Here is a 17100-nt window from a genome sequence, read left to right on the forward strand (position 1 = left end):
GCTTACTTAATAATAGTTACGTTTCCAGATAGAGGTTCCTCTTTGCCGCCTAACCGGATGAGGTAGTAATAGGTGGCTGCCGGCAGCGGCTGCCCTTTCATGGTTCCGTTCCACGGGGTTTGGTAGCCTTTAGACTCAAACACCTTGTTGCCCCAGCGGTTGAACACCTCCACCTGCACGTCTGGGTACCCTTGCAGGGTGGGAATGTCCCAGTTGTCGTTGATGCCGTCATTGTTAGGTGTAAAACCGTTCGGGATTTCCACGGCCGCCAGAACGGTGATGGTCACATCGTCAGTGGAGGTACAGCCATCTGCAGTGGTTACCGTCACTTTATAAGTAGTGGTGGTTTTCGGTTTGGCCACCGGATCAGCTACTTTGTCATTGCTCAAGCCCAGGCTTGGTGACCACTGGTAACTCACGCCACCCGTAGCAGACAACTCGGTAAACTTGCCATAGGCAATGGTCACGTCTGGGCCAGCGTTGGCCGTTGGCGCCGGAATGTTCACCCGTACAGGTACCCGCTCACTGGCACAGCTTTGTGATACAGTTTGCACATAATAGGTAGTGGCGCTTTGCAAAACAGGCGTGGTGAAGGTGAGGCCGGTGTGTACCAGCTTGCCGCCTTTCTCCTGGTTGTACCATTCTACCACCGTACCGCTAGTTGAGCTGCTAGGTAAACTGGCGGTCAAGGTCACTGTGTTGCCGGCGCACAAGAACACATCCTGCGTTACCGGAGCTTTTGGCAAAGGCGTGGCTGTTACTTGTACCACATTGCTTACATCGCTGGTACAGTCACCCGAAAGGACTACTCTTCTAAACCAGGTGGTTCTTACCAGTCCACCTGGCTCATAGTGCTGCCCAGAGGTGATGCCTGTGGCCGTGTTGAACCCGGTGGCGGCATTGGTAGTGCTGCTTTCCCATACATAGGTGTAAGTGCCGCTTCCGCCGGTAGGCAATGAACCGTTTAGTTTGGTTGGCGCTGAGCCCACGCACACTGTTTGGCTAGAAGAAATGGAGTTGTTGGCTACGCGGTCAAAGACTTCTACCTTCACCTCATTAGAGAGCGTGGCAACTCCATTTACTACTACTTTTCTGCGGTACCACGTTGTGGCTTCCAGCGCAGGTACCTGGAAATCTTTGGCCGTGGCCGGTGAGGCATTATTAATGAGTACATACTCAGAATTCTGCGTTCTCTTCTCCCAGTAATACTGCACGTCTGGCAAATTGCCATCTGGCGCATTGCCTTTGATGACTAGGTTGGACGGCTGCTTGTAGCATACCTGTCCGCCACCCGCAATGGTGTTCTCCGTGAAGGCCTTGAAAATAGTCACTTTGGCCGTGTCTGAGAAACTAGAGCAATCCACGTATTTAGACTTGGCCTGGCGCAGGTACAGCGTGGTCTCGGTTAAGACATTGGGCTGGTAGTCACGGCTGGTGGCACCCGTAATAGGCTCAAAGTCGGGCATGTCTGCCGTTTTGTACCACCACTGGATAAGGTAGTCTGCCGGAATGGTGCTGCCTTTCAACAGGGACGGTTTGGTGCCCGCCGCCTTGAACTGCGCCATGGGCGAGATGTAGTTGGAACCCTCTGGCAATGGCATGTTCACCTTGATTTCAATCTCCTGGCTGAAATCTTCGGCACACTCGCCGGCTTTCACGCTGCGCTTGAATTTGGTGTCCAGCAACAAGACCTGCGCATGCTGGTAGTCTTTGCCAGTAGCCCCCGGAATTTCCTGGAATGTGGTTTTGTTTTTCGCTTTGATGTACCACTGGTACTCATATTGACCATTTCCGCCCGCAGGCGTGCTGCCCACCAGCAGGTTGGGCGTGGTGGCATAGCAAACGTCTGCCACTCCCTGAAGGGTGTTCTGGCTTATTTTCTCTTCTACCAACACCGTCACCGTGGCTATTGGGCCCACGCAAAGTGCCGGCGAGGCAATGGCTCTTACATGGTACACCGTAGTGGCCGTAAGCACTGGCGTTTCAAACACAGACCCTGCTCTACCCGTGAACAGAATGTCCCCAGTTTTAGCATCTAGCCATTGGAGGGTGCCTTCGCCGGTGGCGGTCAGTTTGGCTTTGGTGCCTGTGCAGATGGTTACGTTCTGCGCAACGGGCGCTGCCGGAATAGGATTCACAAACAGTTCCACCAAATTAGACACCGCTGCGGCACAAGCGCCAGAAGTAACTACTCTTCTGAATTGGGTATTGCTGGATAAGGCACTTGGACTGTAAGTGATGAGGGTGTCTTTGGCAGAAGTGTTCACAAACGGTTGAGTGGCATCTGTTCTGTACTGCCACTGGTACCGGTAATTCTTGCCGTCTCCGCCCGTCGGTTGCCCGCCAAGTGTGATGGCAGGGACCACGCCGAAGCATACTTCAGGAGAGCCCTGGGTGATGGCAATGTTGTTGTTTACCGGTACGTCTACCGTGATCTTAACTGCATTGGAGTATTTCTCACAGTCAGCAGATTTTAATACTCTCCTAAACCAGGTATTCACATATAGTTCGTTGAGCTGGTAAGTGGCCATGGTGTCTTCAAACGAAGTGTTCCTGAACGGTTTGCTCAAGTCAGTAGTGAACTGCCATTGGTACTGGTAGTACCCATTGCCACCCGCTGGGGCAGAGGCTGAAAGCTTGGTGGCAGGCGCTGAACCCGTACATACAGACTGCTCACCGTAGGCAATAGACTCACTCAGCAAAGGCAGAACCTTTAAGGTAATGGCCACTCGCTCAGAAGAAAGACAGGCATCCGTAGATTTGCTTTCAACGGTATAGGTGTAGGTTCTGGCTTCGGTCAGGTCTGCCGGGGAAATAGATAAACTGTTGCCAGAGGCCAGGAAGGTTCCCTCTTGGTTGTACCACTGGTAGACGACGCCAGTTTTCGCGGCGGCTTGCAAGGTCGCACCACCACCTACGCACACTTCCAGGTACGTTTTGGCCAATACCGGCAAGGCAGGTTTAGGTGACATTTGCAGCACCAGGGTGTTGCTTTCCAGCACGCAGCTACCTGAAAAAGCCACTCTCCTGAACCAGGTGTTGGACTGGGTGATGTTGGATGGTTGATAGCTGGCCTGGGTATTGTCTCCCGGGGCTGACTCAAATGAATCGCCTAGGGAAGTTTTCATTTCCCATCTGTATTGAATGCCTTCCACGGGGTCACCACCGCTGATAACAGTTCCAGCACTTTGTTGTAATACCGGTGGTGTGGTGCCTTCGCAGAATTTAAGGCTGGCAGGCAGGGTATTATTGGCCATAGCTGGCGTCACTTCAACGCGCATGATGTTAGAGTAAGACTCGCAGGCGCCCAATTTTACCTTGCGTCTAAACCAAGTGGTTTGAGCAAGGTTGCTGGCCGTGTAAGAAACGCTGTTTTTGGTAGTGCCTGATGCGTCTTTGAAGGTCTTTTCTTCGCCTTCGTCCACGCTGAACTGCCAGGTATACACCGGTGAGCCTGACCCGCCCGTAGGAACGGTTCCTTTGATCACCGGAGACTCGCCGGCGCACACACGGGCCACAGGCAGTAGCGTATTGTTTGCAATTTCTGGCTCAACGGTGATTTTTACGGCCGTGCGGCTCACGGTACATCCACCGGTGGCTTCTGACTGCACATAATACGTCACCGTGATGGCGCTTTCTGTATAGTTGGTAAGCACCGGGGTGGTAAAGCTGTTGCCAGTGTATAGCAGGTTTCCATCAATGGCTGCGTCATACCAGGTGTAAGGGCCGCTAGGGGCGGTGGCCGTCAAAACGGTGGTAGAGCCGCTGCAAATGGTGCTTCTAGAGGTTGAAACCGTTGGAGGCAAAGAAAGCGGATTTACCTTGATCTCCACTGGCGCAGAAATATCCTCGCAACCGTTTATGATGACCTTGCGGCGGAACCAACGGCTATTAGGCAGGGCGTCCGGCTGGAAAGACATGAGCGTTCCGGTTCCCTTGGCCGTAGCGTAGGTGCCATTTTTGGTGGTGCTGCTTTCCCAGACGAAGGTTGGCTCAGAGCCATCGCCGCCTAACAAAGGTTCTGCAGAAAGAGCCGGCGGTACGGTGCCCGCGCAAATGAATTCAGTGGGCGCGGTCAGGACGTTCTGCGTGATGGGCGGAACCACGGTTACCTTAATGCTTTGAGTAATTTCTGTACAAGCGCCCAAGGTCACCGATCTTCTGAACCAGGTTGTAGTGGACAGAGCTCTTGAAGGCAGGTTCTGGGTAGTGGAAGACACCAGGTCTTCAAAATTTTCACCGTCTGTGCTCATCTGCCACTGGTACTGCGGTGCGCCAAAGCCTCCCTTGGGCGCGCTGGCAGAAATGACGCCGGTCTGAGCGCCCTGGCAGATGCCTTTGTCCTGGGTGGTGATAGTGTTGTTGCTGATGGCCGGGTGAACCGTCACGGTTACCTTGGTTCGGGTCAATGACCGGCAATCACCTAGCTCAGTCACGCTGCCCACATAAAAGGTGGTGGTAGCCGTAAGAAGGGTGTCTAAGGTGTTTCCGGTGAAGAAAGGAGTTGCCTCAGTGGCAGAAGTAAACCATTCAATTCTGGCATTGGCCACCGCCGTTTGCAAAGAAGCTGTGGTGCCAGCGCAGATGGCAGGATTGTTGGCTACCACCGGGGTCGCCGGAGGATCCTGAACGGTTACCAACACCGCCGTACGCGTAGAGCTGGCGCAGCCATTATCAGAAACTGCTTCTACATAATAAGTGGCAGATTCCTGCAGCGCCGGAGTTGTGAAAGTAATGCCCGTATGCAAGGCCGTAGTGGCGGTGGCCGAGGCGTACCATTTGTAGGTGGCTCCATTGCCTTCGGCTTCTAAAGTAGCTGTGGCACCTTTGCACACCAGAACCGGCGTTACCGCAGGGGCGACAGGCAGAGGATGGATGGTGATAATTTGTACAGTCGCTACAGATTCCCCACAACCATTCCAGGCTTGAACTTGCACCCGGTAGGTGCCCGGCTGAGTAAGTTGTACCGAAGGATTTGACTGCGCAGCTTGATCAGCATCCAATAATTGTTGGCCAGCCTCATCCGTCACGCTCCATTGGTATCTGCTGATAGGAGTGCCATTGGCTGCGTATATGGGATTGTGCGCGGTATTTTCTGGACCGAAGACAATGGTCTGCGGGCCGCAGTATTGAGCCGCCGCGGGTAGAGAAACGCCGGGCCGGGCCAGTATGGTCACATCTTCAAAAGCGGTGGTGGTGCCGCAGGAGTTCTTGGCCGTCAAGGTGATGCGGTAGGTGCCGGCCGTGTTGAACAGGAACGTAGGGTTATCAGAAGTAGAGTCGCCGGAAACGTATTGCACGCCGGCCGCCGGTGAAACCGACCACCGGTATGCTGCATTGGTGCCGGTGCTCAAGTTCTGCGCCGCAATGGTGTTGGGCGCACAGCTGCCAATATCCTCAGGACGCAAGGTAAAAGCGGCTTTGGCCGGGTCTTCAATCACAATGGGTGCACTGTGTTCATCTCCTGGACAAACCGCACTGTTCCCCACCGGTGTGATGGTAATGTTAATGTTGTAGGTGCCAGAGACGTGGAAAACCACTTCGGGCTCTTCAGAATACTCATCTGTACCATTCACAAAGCTCCAGCCGGTAGAGGGTTCTATGCTCCATTTGCGGTTGTAGCCGCCGCTGTTGTTGGGGTTGTAGGGGTTGAAGCCGCCGGTAGATTTGTCTTTTAACTTAATGGGACTGTTCACGCACCGCGAAGGCGACACGATGGCAAAATCTGCCAGTGGGTTGCCAGATACCACAAACCCGCTGATAGTAGCAGGCGTCTTGCGGTTGTAACAGTCAATGGCCACCCCAAAAATAGTGAAACCGTTCTCCTTTTTAGAGGATGAGGTCTCAAATACGTGGTCAATGCTGGATGGAATGTTGTTCTGGTTGAAATACAGCGTGTCACTGCCGTCATCAAACCAGATTTTGTACGTGGTGGTGGGAGAGTTGTTGGTGGTACCGGTAATGTTGAACGTGTAGGTGGCAGGGGCGCAGGAAGACGTGTTTCCGCCGTTCTGTAAGCCAAACCCGGGATTGCTGCCATTATACACTGCGTAGGTCTTGGAAGACGTGCAACCACTCTGGCTGGTCACGGTCACCTTCAGGTCATACTTTCCTCTGTCTTTGTACTTGTGCGTAGCCGCCGTGAAGGTGTTGTCATAGACATTCTGCGTGCCATCACCCCATTCCACCAAATAAGATTGGTTGGTGGCCTTGGTGGAGGAGGAGTTCTTCACAGAAAGGTTAAACTCAAACGGCCCAAGGACCGGGCTGCATTTAATGAAGTTCTCCTTGTTTACATCCTCCAGGGCAGCGTCTGGCAAATCTGGGCAGGTTTGGCCAAAAGAAACGAAAGACAGGAGAAATAAAAATAAGAATAGGCTATACTGTTTTGTTTTAGACGCCATGGTGCCAGCTAAATCGGTCACGGTAAAAACTATATTGAATTGGGGTGGCAGCGGACAAGCCCTGCCTATATATAATCTGGTATAAAATTGCTTTTAGCTGGTGCGCACCCAAGCGGGCAACTTTCCAAGAAATGGTAAGTCAAAGCCAAGCTTTACAAGGAGGGAAAACTGCTCAGAAGAAGCAGCTTGTAGTAGAAGGAGAAGGGTGCTGGGTGTAAAGATTGTTTTCATAGATAGCTTGAATTGTACTGTTTCATTTGAAATACCACCCAGAAAAATGGTCTTAGCGTCTGTTTAAATTAGAAAAGTGATGCTAAGTGAAGGTATTTGAACGAGTTAACGCGTAAAAATGAAACTAAAGTTCAAGGAGATTCGTAAAAAACCAGATTTTTTTAATTCTATAGAAATAGGATAATTGCAGTATGGTTTTGGTGGCGATTTCCTGTGAAAAAAAGTTGGAGCAGGTATTGGAAAAAACAAGGGAATATGATAACTTTCAGGAGTTGCCACGGAAAAAGAGAAAGAAACTTTGGGTGGCTATTTTGGTTTAACAGGTAAAAGAGTTCTTTTGGCTAGAAACCAGACCAGCTCACCGAATTTCAAAGGCAGACTCAAAGCATGTAGCTACCTTTGACACAGTTAAAAGAGAAAAAACGTATACAACAGGTAGCGTTCAAGATATAAAGGAGCAGCGGGGCACTTTTGCCTCGGCAAAAGAGACAAAGGTTCTGGCGCTTATTGGGGGATATGCTACAGACACTGATGACATTTGTTCCGCTGGCTCCTGTTTTCACAGCCCTTCAGATATCCCTCTGAAGGGCTTTTTTTGTCCCGCCCATTCTTCCCTTCCGTGCAGAACATCCGCCGCAGTTTCCCCTGTTTTTGCTATCTTTGAGAAGAAAACAATGACGCCCCAATGAAGCAGAACCTGACAGAGAACGAACGCGAAGTGATTAAACTCATCACTTTCTTTAAGAAGCGCGGGGAGCGCCTGGCGCAGGAGGGCGCCCTGACCCAGGAGCACGAGGAACTCAATACCGCCTGCGAGCGGCTCACGGAGAAAATCTACGCCCATGCAGATTTCAGGCAGCAGGTGCAGGAAAAAACCGAGACTTTGCGCAACATCATCCAGGACCAGGCCCAGTGCCCCACCTGCAGCAAAGGTGATATGCTCAAGAAAGTAAGTGTGGCCACCAATGAACTGGGCTGGAAGTCTAACCGCTACAAATGCCGCCGCTGCAACGTAGAATTCACCTGGAACCGTCCCAACAATCCCTGGGACATGATTCCTTTCCTGGAAGTATGCCTGCATGAACTGGACAAGAACATGGAGTCTGAAGCCATGGACCAAGGCCTGAAGGAGCGCGCCCAGGGAGCCCGCGACCACATGGCCGTAAGCCTGGAGCAATTGCGCACCGCCATAGAATCAGCAGACGCAGAGCGCGCCAAGATGGAAGAACAGGACCAGGAGATGAACAAAATGCTCCACGAGTTCAAGAAGTACCTTATGATTGAGAAAATCAAGATGGAGCCGTTCAGCGACAACTAACACTGCTTTTTAGCAGCTACTCATAAGAACCCCGTTTTTGGGCTGTTTTCCAGAAAACAGCCCAAAAACGGGGTTCTTTCTTTTAATGCATGTCTGAGTGTTAGAAGCGTGCAGCATAAAAGTGGCTTTCCTGAGGGGTTCTCCGTATAAACCCTCACAAACTTTCACTTAAAGCCGTAGAAACCATGCCCATTGACCAAGACATGATCACCAACTCAGACGAAAGCAAGAAGCTGCCAGATGACACGCCATCTCCTACCACCGGCAACCAGTCTGAAGACCAGAACATAGCCAAACCAGACCTGGGCGGCAACCCATTGCAAGCCAAGGAAACCGACATCCTGGACACAGAGCCAGAAGGAGAAAAGGCAGAAGGCAACGTAGCCGCCAGCAATGAAGAAGACACCCATCACTTGGACGGAAGCAACGCCAACAACCTGAGAACCAAATAAATCAGGATGGACAACCTTGGGCTGAGAACCGTTTTTAGCCTGTTTTCTGGAAAATAAGCCAAAAACCGGAAGCGCGTTGACCTCGTTAACTATACTATTCATGTAAACTAAACTGTTTGAGCTATGAATAGAAATGAGCAGCAGAACTACGGCCGCCAGGGAAACCAGCGCCGTACAGACGAAGACCAATACCGCGGTTCCAACCGCTATAACGCCCAAGATAGCTACCAGGACCAGAACAGACGCCACCCGTCAGAGGATGACCGTGGGGCTGGCCTGCCCGGACGTGATGGGTATTCTACCTACTACCAGGATCAATCAGATTCCATGCGTTGGGAAGGCAGCCATCAAGACTATGCCCGCAATCCACAACGCCAGGGAGAACGCTATGACCACCCCCGGCAGTTGTCCAATGAAAGCAACAGCAGCTTAGAGGGGGCCAGTCGCAACTATGGCAACATGGGCAGCTACGGCGGGGCGCAAGGCTGGGGATCCTCCAGAAACGGGTCGCATGCTAATTCCTCTACGGGATTCAACTCCACCAGCGGTCACGGTGGCCAGTCGCAACAGCAGCAGGGGCAGCGCCAGTTCTATGGGGCCTATCGTGATCACAACAGCTTCGCGCAAGGAGAAAGAGAGCAGTATGACGGCACCAGCCGGTACGGCTCTCAAGGCGCAGATAACACCAGAGGCTGGCGGCCGTCAGAGCATGCCGGTTCCAATGGTGCGGTGAGAAACATTGGCACCAATGATGTGTCCAGAAGAAATGATGACAGCCAGTATGAAATCTATGACAGCGCTTTGCCGCATTACAATAGAGGTGAGTACGGCAACATGATTGGCGGTGGTTCTTACATGAGCAGTGGCTATGACCGCCGCGCCCAAAGCGAGAACAGCGGCATGATGGACTACAACGCCCCGCGCCGTGAGCACCAGGACCAGCAGGGAGAAGGTGCCCGAAGCGAGAATTACGGCAACATGGCGGGAACCCTTAGCTATGGTTACTCAGAGGACTTCCGGAGGCAGGACGGCAGAGACCGCCGCTATGATCCCATGACCGGGCATGTGCGCGGCCAAGGATCCCAGCCGCCTTCCAGAGAAGACTTCTCCTGGTAAAAGAAAAGCAAGAAAAAGAGCCTCTAAAGACAGAGGCTCTTTTTTTAGGCACTTGCTGCAAAACAGGACAACCAGGGATGGTCGTTTTTGGGCTGTTTTCTAAGAAAAAACCCAAAAACGCTCCAGCCTCTACCACTAGACACATAATCTGTTCAAAGGCCGTGCGTTCTAGGATAGAAGGTTCTACCTTTGCGCACGTATGTTATCTCATTTGACGGCATTGAAGATGAATAGGGCAAAATGGCTACTGGTTTTCGGGCTAATGACAAGCTTGGGCTGCGACTCCGGGGGCGTGAAGGTGGAGAAGGTCCCCGATAAAACGCGGGTAGACCTCCTGAAAGACCAGGTGATGGCGAAGCATGACTCGGCCATGGCCCGCTACGGCGACTTGTATGTACAACGCAAGCGACTCTCCCAGCAGGCAGACTCCCTGCCAGATACCAGCGTAGCATTGAAAGAACAGTACGGCAAGACCATCCTGGAGCTGATAAAGGCAGATGACGCCATGATGCAGTGGATGCGCTCCTACAAGGCGCCAGACTCGCTCTCCCAAGATTCTGCCATGCAGTACCTGCGCCAGGAAATGCAGGAAATAACCCTCATTCAAAAGCAAATCTCCAGTGCCTTAACCCAGGCCAAGGCTTTACCGCCCACTCAAAAGTAATCCCATGACCAGATCACTCTTATGCGCCGGCGTTCTAGCGCTGGCCCTGGCTAGCTGCCAGAGCAACCCCGAAGAAGAAAAAACGCTTCCTATCCTGGGGCCGCGCGAGCCGCAGGTAACCATGGCCAACGGCCAGCCCAAGGTAGACACGCTGTATCATTCCATCCCAGACTTCGGGTTCCTGGACCAGGACAGCCAGATGGTGACCCAGCAGACGGTGGCTGGCAAGATTTACGTAGCCGATTTCTTCTTCACCAGTTGTCCTTCCATCTGCCCCAAGATGAAAAGCCAGATGCTGCGCGTGTATGAGAAGTACAAAGACAATCCGGGCGTGGTGCTGCTGTCTCATTCCATTGATCCTACCCATGACACCGTGGCCGTCCTAAGAGAATATGCAGGCCGCCTGGGTGTGAAAAGCGCCAAATGGCATTTCTTAACCGGCGACAAAGACACCATCCTGGGCATGGCCCAGAACCACTACATGACCAGTGCGCTGGAAGACAAAGAAGCGCCTGGCGGTTTTGCCCACAGCGGTGCCTTTTTGCTGGTAGATCAGAACCGCCACATACGGGGGCACTATGACGGCACCGTGGCAGAAGACGTGGACCGGCTCATGAAAGACATGGACCTGTTGCTAGCTGAGAAAAAGAAATAGCCATGCTTTTGTACAGAACGTTGCAGGTAGTTTGCGTGCTGGGATTGGGTGCCGTACTGGCTGGGTGTTTCACAGAAAGAGGAAAGGAGGGCAAGTTGCTGTACGGCCGTCATTGCTCCAGTTGTCACCTTGAAAACGGAGAAGGACTTCGCGGCGTCATCCCACCCCTGGCAGACTCAGATTACCTGGACAAGCACCGTGAGGAACTGGCCTGTCTCATCCGGAACGGGCTAGACGGTCCCATTCAGGTGAACGGCAGAATATACAACCAGGCCATGCCCGGCAACAGAAGCCTGTCTGAGGCAGACATTACCAACATTCTCAACTACCTGCACCAAGAGTTTAAATCGCCGGCCACGCGCGTATCACTCGCCGAGGTGAAACGTCAATTGCAGAACTGTCCGTAATGCGATTAAATATATTAAGTAAGTTTGGTTAAAAAGAAAAGGGGCGCTCCTGGTACAGGAGCGCCCCTTTTCAATTCAGAGACTTCTAGTTAGGGCCTGTGGTACCGGAAGTGGTAGTGCCAGACGTGCCGGTAGAGCTGGTGGTGGTTCCGGTAGTGCCGGCTGTTCCAGTAGTGGTCATACCTGTTGTTCCGGTGGTGCTGGAGGTAGTACCTGTAGTGCCAGTTGTTCCCATGGTTGTTCCTGTGGTAGTGCCGGCAGTAGTTCCCGTAGTGGTAGTGCTGGTGCCTGTGGTAGTGGAGTTCATGGTATCCATGCCTGTGGTGGTAGTGCCTTCCATGTTGGTGGTGCCGCTAGGGCCATCGTCAAAAACGCCGTTTTCTACGGTTGGGTTGTTGGGGGTGGTGCCATTGGCCTGGTCCTCCTTGTTGCTTCCGCAGGAAGAAAGAAGTAGGGTGGAGGTAAAAACGCCGGCGGCCAATAAATTCAGTTTGGTATTTTTCATAGGAGTGAAAGGTTTTGGTGAAATAAAATCATACCTCTTCTCTTACGGCAGTGAGCAGGTTCAAGCCAATACTTTCTCTATAAATTAAGATTACCCCGCAGGAGGCCTTATGTAAACTAACCTACCAGCTCACGCGATTCTGCCAGAAAAGGTCCAGTCTTCTTTCATACTAAAAAGTAGGATAGGGAGTTTGGCGTCAAATAGCCCTAATCCTGTAACTGGTTGATTTAAAGTATACTTCTTCATTGGCTAAAATAATTAGTTGAAAAGTGCTTGTCTTTGTTCTTTTAAGCTAATAAATTTAGCTATGATAGAGATAGGGAGACAAGTTTCTTCTTTTCCGTTTAAAGGGGCAGAAGGCAAGAAGGGTAGAGGGGCACAATACAATCCAACCAATCCCTACCTGAAACAGGAGTACGTGGTGGCACATACCGAGGGGTTAGATGAAGAGTGGGTGCCTCCGCAGAAGACCCAGTTCCTGTCTGAGTACCCTAAGAAGATCGTCAATGAAGTGACCTCCCCGGACCTGGGACTGAGCTACTCCATGAACCCGTACCAAGGTTGTGAACACGGCTGTGTTTACTGCTACGCGCGCAACACCCATACTTACTGGGGGCTGGGTGCCGGCCTGGACTTTGAGCAGAAAATCATTGTCAAGGAGAATGCCCCGCAGGTCTTGAAGCAGCAGCTGGAAAACCCCAGATGGAAGGTGCGGCCCATCATGCTGGCCGGCAACACAGACTGCTACCAACCCATAGAAGCCAAGAAGAAAATCACCCGTGAACTGTTACAGGTTCTGCTGCAGTACAGGCACCCGGTGAGCGTGATCACCAAGAACTCCCTCATCTTGCGCGACCTTGATATATTACAAGAATTGGCTGCACTGAATCTGGTACACGTGAACGTGTCCATTACTACGTTGCAGGAAGAACTCAGGCAAAAACTGGAGCCGCGCACGGCTACCGGCATCAGAAGATTGGCCGTAGTGAAGACTCTGGCAGAGGCCGGCGTGCCCGTAAATGTGATGGTGGCTCCGGTGATTCCGGGGTTGAACGACCAAGAGATTCCAGCCATTTTGCAAGCCGCCGCCAATGCCGGAGCGCTGTCTGCCGCCTACACGGTGGTGCGGTTGAACGGGGCGGTGGGAGAGATTTTTGAGGACTGGGTTACCCAAGTTTTCCCAGATAGAGCTGCCAAAGTTCTGGCCCAAATTAAGTCTTGCCACGACGGTAATTTGAATGACAGTACGTTTGGAAGACGCATGCAGGGAGAGGGGCAATGGGCGGAAACCATTCAGTCACTCTTCCAGATTTATCGCAAAAAGTGCTTCGCGGGGAGGGCCATGCCGCCCTATGACTTCTCTAAATTCACTCCCAGCATCGGCAAGCAACTCACCCTATTCTAAAATATGTCAGATTAGGGGATGGTGTAGGACGTTAAAAGTAACTTAAAGTGAATTTATAAGTAAGATGCTGCTAGTGCCTGAAAACTAATTTGTATATAAACCCAGTATGACACCCTGTCATGCTGATGCTAGATTAGCTGGAGCGTTTGGTGGGCGGTAAAAACAGAGATTGGAATCGGGGAAAGGGGATTTAAAGCAAATTCCTCTTTTTTCAGACCTTAAAGGCCTGTTATACGGCTCTGTTTGCCTAATTAATGCACGCTGCTTTTACTGGAGTAAGGTATAATTTGCCCCTAAAAGCCCCCAGAAAATGTTCCACGGCAATGGGAGAAATCATATGGTGATACTTATATCAGTCTACAAACCAAATTTATAAATTGGCCTTATGGAAGTGATGGTTTAAGTAGTAATAAGATCTTCGTTCTGGGAGAACATAAATTCAAGCGCTAGCCGTTTATATAATATACGATAGCAGGTAAGGGAGGTTAAGAAGTAGGGTAGCCGGGAAGGCGGTTGTCTTCGCAGATTCTCAGGAGAGATTTTCCTTCCCAAGACCTGTCTTTGTATCTTTAAGCTTGAGAGTTTTGTCTAAACCAGGCGCGGTGGCTACCTATAAAACCAAAAGGAGTTTTCTTTTTAAACTGATCGTCTTCCTCAATATGGGGGCTGCGCTCTGGCTGCTGGTGGCACATGCCTGCTCATACATAAACCCTGCGGTTGTATGGCCGGCCAGCCTGTTTGCCCTCACCTATTCGGGAGTGCTGCTCGTCAATTTTTTGTTTGTGCTCTTCTGGCTTCTGGTGAAAAGCCGGGCCGTGTTCATCTCCTTGTTTGTCCTGCTCCTGGCGTTTGACAACCTGCGCACCCAAGTGCAGCTCAATCTGTTTCCGGCCAAGGTACCCGAAGTGGCGGAGCGCGTACGGGTGCTCAGCTTTAATGCCAGGCTATTTGATTTGTACAATTGGACGGGTAACCCGCTTACCCGCGAAAAAATCTTTAAAATGGTGCAGGACGAGGCGCCGGGCGTGGTGTGTTTTCAGGAATTCTACACCTCTACCAAGGCCGGCCGCAACAACCTGGACACGCTCCTCCACCTGCAAAAAACTACTCAAAAGCACGTAGCCTATACAGAGACTAAACGCGAAACCGACCACTGGGGGATAGCCACTTTTAGTACGTACCCTATTGTTAGAAGGGGGAATATTATGTTTAATGAAGAGACCAACAACCTCTGCATTTACACAGACATATTGGTGAAGGAAGATACGGTGCGGGTCTACAATGTCCACCTGCAGTCTAACCGTTTCAAGCGGGAAGACTATGAGTTCTTGGGCAACCCCAACGCCCGCCCCACCAATGACGAGAAGCTGGAAGCCTCCCGGAACATCATCATGCGTCTGAAGGTAGGAGCTGTGAAGAGAGCCCGGCAAGTAGAAGTGGTGGCCCGGCACATCCAAGAGTCACCGTACCCCGTCATTGTCTGCGGCGACTTCAATGATCCACCAGCCTCCTTTACGTATAATAAAATTAGCAAAGGCCTGAAAGACGCCTTCGTGGAGAGCGGCTGGGGAATGGGAAATACCTACAACGGCCTGTTCTCTATTCTGCGCATTGATTACCTCCTGCATGACAAACGCATGGTGGGAAGCGGCTACCGTTCCATCCGGCAGAACTTGTCAGACCATTATCCCATAGTGGCAGACCTGTGGCTTACCCCCAAAGAAAAGACCCGCTAAAGCTTTTGTTTCTAGTTTGCCGGTTTTGGATTAATTCTTGAAAAAGACGGCAAAAACGGTTGGCCAATTAGCGGGGCTAATTTCCACAGGTATAGCTTCCATCTAATTAAATTAGAAAGAGGCTTCACGGCCTCTCACTGGTTCTGGCGGTAAATTGAGGAGGTGTAAACCCAAAGTTTTGCCTTTCCAAAAGGCCAACCTGCAAGCATGCATTTAGCCATCTTTCTGCGGCTACTACCCTCAGATCTACTCCAGCAGATAAAGCAAACCGTGCGCAGCACGTATGACTCTGCATCGACAGCCAAGGCCATTTGCCAGCAACAAGCCAACCAAGCATCAAACCCAAGCAGGATTGGAACCCAATCCAGTCCTGGTCCTGAGCGCCTCTGGTGTTTGTGCGCCGCGGCCAGCGGCGGCAGGGACAAAGTCCCACAAACAACAGCAGTGCGAAGGGCCGGGACGGGGCCCCGCGGCCGTGAGCGCTTACCGGAAGAAATGAAAAAAGGCAGGTGGTAAGCACCGGAGGGAAGAGGCTACGGAGGAAAAGCCACCTGCATGCACCCTGCGTGTGAAAGAAAGAAGACTTAATAAGCAGTTGAGGTGGTTGGTGAGGGCACCAACCACGGCTGGGTCGTTGGTGAGAACACCAACAACGGCGGAGGAATGGGAAGAAAGAAATATGAGGCCTCCCATGAAAACAATTATCCTCGTTTTTAGCCTATTTTCTGGAAAAGAAGCCAAAAACGAAAAGGAAACTAATCCTTTGAGAGCGATGAGCAATCCAGAAATGCGTGCGGACACAAACGGCGCTTGCGCCAAGGTAAATAACTGAATACGGCTTCCGGCGAGTCTGGAGTTACGTTTCATCCCACGTCTCCTGAAAGCCTTCGGAAAAATTACAACCACGTCAACAAGAAGGATGAAGCAGCTTGAACCTTGCAATGAAGTAATGACCATCTATAATCACTGGTCAAAGTGGCCTTCTGCATATTCCTATAGACAGCAATCGACAATAAGCAACCCATAACCAAACTGCCGTTTTCAGGCAATTTCCCTTAAAACAGTCTAAAAACGACCACTACACCAGCACGTGCTTCTGGTTTTCAATCACGTTATCCAGCGTCCATTCCACACGGCCTACAAAGGCATGCTCGCGTACCTTGCAGTCGGTTTTGGTGCAGAGCTGGCAGCTGTCCGGCGGAAGGCAGGGGTCCAGGTGTACGAAGAGCTCCACCACATCGCCTAGCTCCTCTGTAATGATCTCCTGGAGGGCATCCACTTCAGCATGCGACTCCACCAGGTTAAAGTACCAAGGCAGCGTTAGATGACAGTCAATGTGCAACTGACTGCCGTATTTAATGACGCGCATGTTGTGCAGGTCTATCCAGTTCTGGCTGCGGCGTTGGTTGAGCACGGCAATAATGCGGGTGATGAGCTCATGGTCGGCCTCATCCATCACCCCAGAGATGGAGTTGCGCACCAGTCCATAGCCGGTATAAGTAATGAAAGACCCAAAAATGACGGCCACAATGGAATCTAGCCAGACGTACCCGAAGAAGTAGATGGCGATCAGGCCAATGACCAGGCCAAGACTGGAGTAGGCATCAGAAAGCAGGTGCTTGCCATTGGCGATGATGGTGAGCGAATGCTGATGGGTGCCTGTTTTCACTAAGTAACGGCCCGCCACGTAATTGGCGGCTCCCGTGAACACCGTGAGAAGGATACCAACGCCCATCTGTTCAATGGGCTGGGGGTAGATTAAATTGTAGATGGATTTGATGATGATGGCCACGCCTGCCAGAAAAATGAGCGTGCCTTCAAAGCCCGAGGACAGGAATTCAATCTTGCCATGCCCGTAGGGGTGATCCTGGTCTTTGGGTTTGGCGGCCAAATACACGCTGTACAAGGCAAACCCACCCGTCACAAAATTGATGATGGATTCCAGGGCATCGGTGAAGATGGCGTTGGAATGGGTAATGAAGTAGGCGGCAAACTTGACGGCCAGTAGCGCAAAGGCCACGGCCAGCATGAAGACCATTAAACGGATGGGGGACGTAGGTTGCTTGGTAGGCATAGGTGCAGCGGGGAAAGCCATTCCAGCCTATCAAACGGATGCCGGGCAATGGGGGTACAAAAGTACTGTGTTTTTTTGCAACACCCGGCACGCTAAAGAAAAGAACCACCCCTGCCATCACCTAAAAGTGGCA

At 51.6% G+C, this 17100-nt stretch carries 12 protein-coding genes; 9 read left to right on the top strand and 3 right to left on the bottom strand.

The features are described 5' to 3' along the window. Positions 1-2: 2 nt before the first annotated feature. A complete protein-coding gene (locus tag GU926_RS17905; RefSeq protein WP_160694330.1) occupies positions 3-6320 on the bottom strand; it encodes an Ig-like domain-containing protein in 6318 nt (2105 codons plus the stop codon). A gap of 1000 nt (positions 6321-7320) precedes the next feature. Here GU926_RS17905 and GU926_RS17910 point away from each other — a divergent pair. The 6 genes from GU926_RS17910 to GU926_RS17935 all read left to right on the top strand — a co-directional run bounded on the left by GU926_RS17910 (position 7321) and on the right by GU926_RS17935 (position 11247). After that, entirely contained in the window at positions 7321-7953 is a 633-nt protein-coding gene (locus tag GU926_RS17910) for a hypothetical protein (RefSeq protein WP_160694332.1), read from the top strand. A 185-nt stretch (positions 7954-8138) separates the two neighbouring features. Further along, positions 8139-8405 carry a hypothetical protein gene (locus GU926_RS17915; RefSeq protein WP_160694334.1) on the top strand — a complete coding sequence of 89 codons (267 nt, stop codon included), beginning with the start codon at positions 8139-8141 and terminating at the stop codon, positions 8403-8405. A 123-nt stretch (positions 8406-8528) separates the two neighbouring features. Continuing rightward, complete coding sequence (locus GU926_RS17920; protein ID WP_160694336.1) at positions 8529-9521, top strand: hypothetical protein; 993 nt, start codon at positions 8529-8531, stop codon at positions 9519-9521. Positions 9522-9783: 262 nt separating this feature from the next. Next, positions 9784-10185: a hypothetical protein gene (locus tag GU926_RS17925; protein WP_160694338.1), complete on the top strand. Its 402-nt coding sequence runs from the start codon at positions 9784-9786 to the stop codon at positions 10183-10185. 4 nt (positions 10186-10189) lie between these two features. Then, entirely contained in the window at positions 10190-10840 is a 651-nt protein-coding gene (locus tag GU926_RS17930; protein ID WP_160694340.1) for an SCO family protein, read from the top strand. A 2-nt stretch (positions 10841-10842) separates the two neighbouring features. Continuing rightward, complete coding sequence (locus GU926_RS17935) at positions 10843-11247, top strand: c-type cytochrome (RefSeq protein ID WP_160694342.1); 405 nt, start codon at positions 10843-10845, stop codon at positions 11245-11247. Between the two features lie 85 nt (positions 11248-11332). Here GU926_RS17935 and GU926_RS17940 read toward each other — a convergent pair whose 3' ends face one another. Then, positions 11333-11752 (bottom strand): hypothetical protein, encoded by a 420-nt coding sequence (locus GU926_RS17940; protein WP_160694344.1) that lies wholly within the window; start codon positions 11750-11752, stop codon positions 11333-11335. Positions 11753-12059: 307 nt separating this feature from the next. Between GU926_RS17940 and GU926_RS17945 the strand changes: the two genes are divergently transcribed. From GU926_RS17945 to GU926_RS17955, 3 genes are all read left to right on the top strand, one after another. Then, positions 12060-13157, top strand: coding sequence for a PA0069 family radical SAM protein (locus GU926_RS17945; protein ID WP_160694346.1), 1098 nt, complete (start codon positions 12060-12062; stop codon positions 13155-13157). A gap of 659 nt (positions 13158-13816) precedes the next feature. After that, positions 13817-14893 carry an endonuclease/exonuclease/phosphatase family protein gene (locus GU926_RS17950; protein ID WP_160694348.1) on the top strand — a complete coding sequence of 359 codons (1077 nt, stop codon included), beginning with the start codon at positions 13817-13819 and terminating at the stop codon, positions 14891-14893. Between the two features lie 691 nt (positions 14894-15584). Then, the gene (locus GU926_RS17955) at positions 15585-15725 is read left to right on the top strand and encodes a hypothetical protein (RefSeq protein ID WP_160694350.1); all 141 of its coding nucleotides are present in this window, start codon (positions 15585-15587) and stop codon (positions 15723-15725) included. Between the two features lie 246 nt (positions 15726-15971). Here the strand turns inward: GU926_RS17955 and GU926_RS17960 are convergent, their stop codons facing one another. Continuing rightward, entirely contained in the window at positions 15972-16967 is a 996-nt protein-coding gene (locus tag GU926_RS17960) for a cation diffusion facilitator family transporter (protein WP_198001442.1), read from the bottom strand. Positions 16968-17100: the final 133 nt, after the last annotated feature.

This window comes from Nibribacter ruber (genome assembly GCF_009913235.1).
GTDB classification, from domain to species: Bacteria; Bacteroidota; Bacteroidia; order Cytophagales; family Hymenobacteraceae; genus Nibribacter; species Nibribacter ruber.

Excerpts from the sequence above, each read along its gene's own strand:
- GU926_RS17910 (WP_160694332.1), top strand. The coding sequence starts at position 7,321 with ATGAAGCAGAACCTGACAGAGAACGAACGCGAAGTGATTAAACTCATC.
- GU926_RS17915 (WP_160694334.1), top strand. The coding sequence starts at position 8,139 with ATGCCCATTGACCAAGACATGATCACCAACTCAGACGAAAGCAAGAAG.
- GU926_RS17920 (WP_160694336.1), top strand. The coding sequence starts at position 8,529 with ATGAATAGAAATGAGCAGCAGAACTACGGCCGCCAGGGAAACCAGCGC.
- GU926_RS17925 (WP_160694338.1), top strand. The coding sequence starts at position 9,784 with ATGACAAGCTTGGGCTGCGACTCCGGGGGCGTGAAGGTGGAGAAGGTC.
- GU926_RS17930 (WP_160694340.1), top strand. The coding sequence starts at position 10,190 with ATGACCAGATCACTCTTATGCGCCGGCGTTCTAGCGCTGGCCCTGGCT.
- GU926_RS17935 (WP_160694342.1), top strand. The coding sequence starts at position 10,843 with ATGCTTTTGTACAGAACGTTGCAGGTAGTTTGCGTGCTGGGATTGGGT.
- GU926_RS17940 (WP_160694344.1), bottom strand. The coding sequence starts at position 11,752 with ATGAAAAATACCAAACTGAATTTATTGGCCGCCGGCGTTTTTACCTCC.
- GU926_RS17945 (WP_160694346.1), top strand. The coding sequence starts at position 12,060 with ATGATAGAGATAGGGAGACAAGTTTCTTCTTTTCCGTTTAAAGGGGCA.
- GU926_RS17950 (WP_160694348.1), top strand. The coding sequence starts at position 13,817 with ATGGGGGCTGCGCTCTGGCTGCTGGTGGCACATGCCTGCTCATACATA.
- GU926_RS17955 (WP_160694350.1), top strand. The coding sequence starts at position 15,585 with ATGAAAACAATTATCCTCGTTTTTAGCCTATTTTCTGGAAAAGAAGCC.
- GU926_RS17960 (WP_198001442.1), bottom strand. The coding sequence starts at position 16,967 with ATGCCTACCAAGCAACCTACGTCCCCCATCCGTTTAATGGTCTTCATG.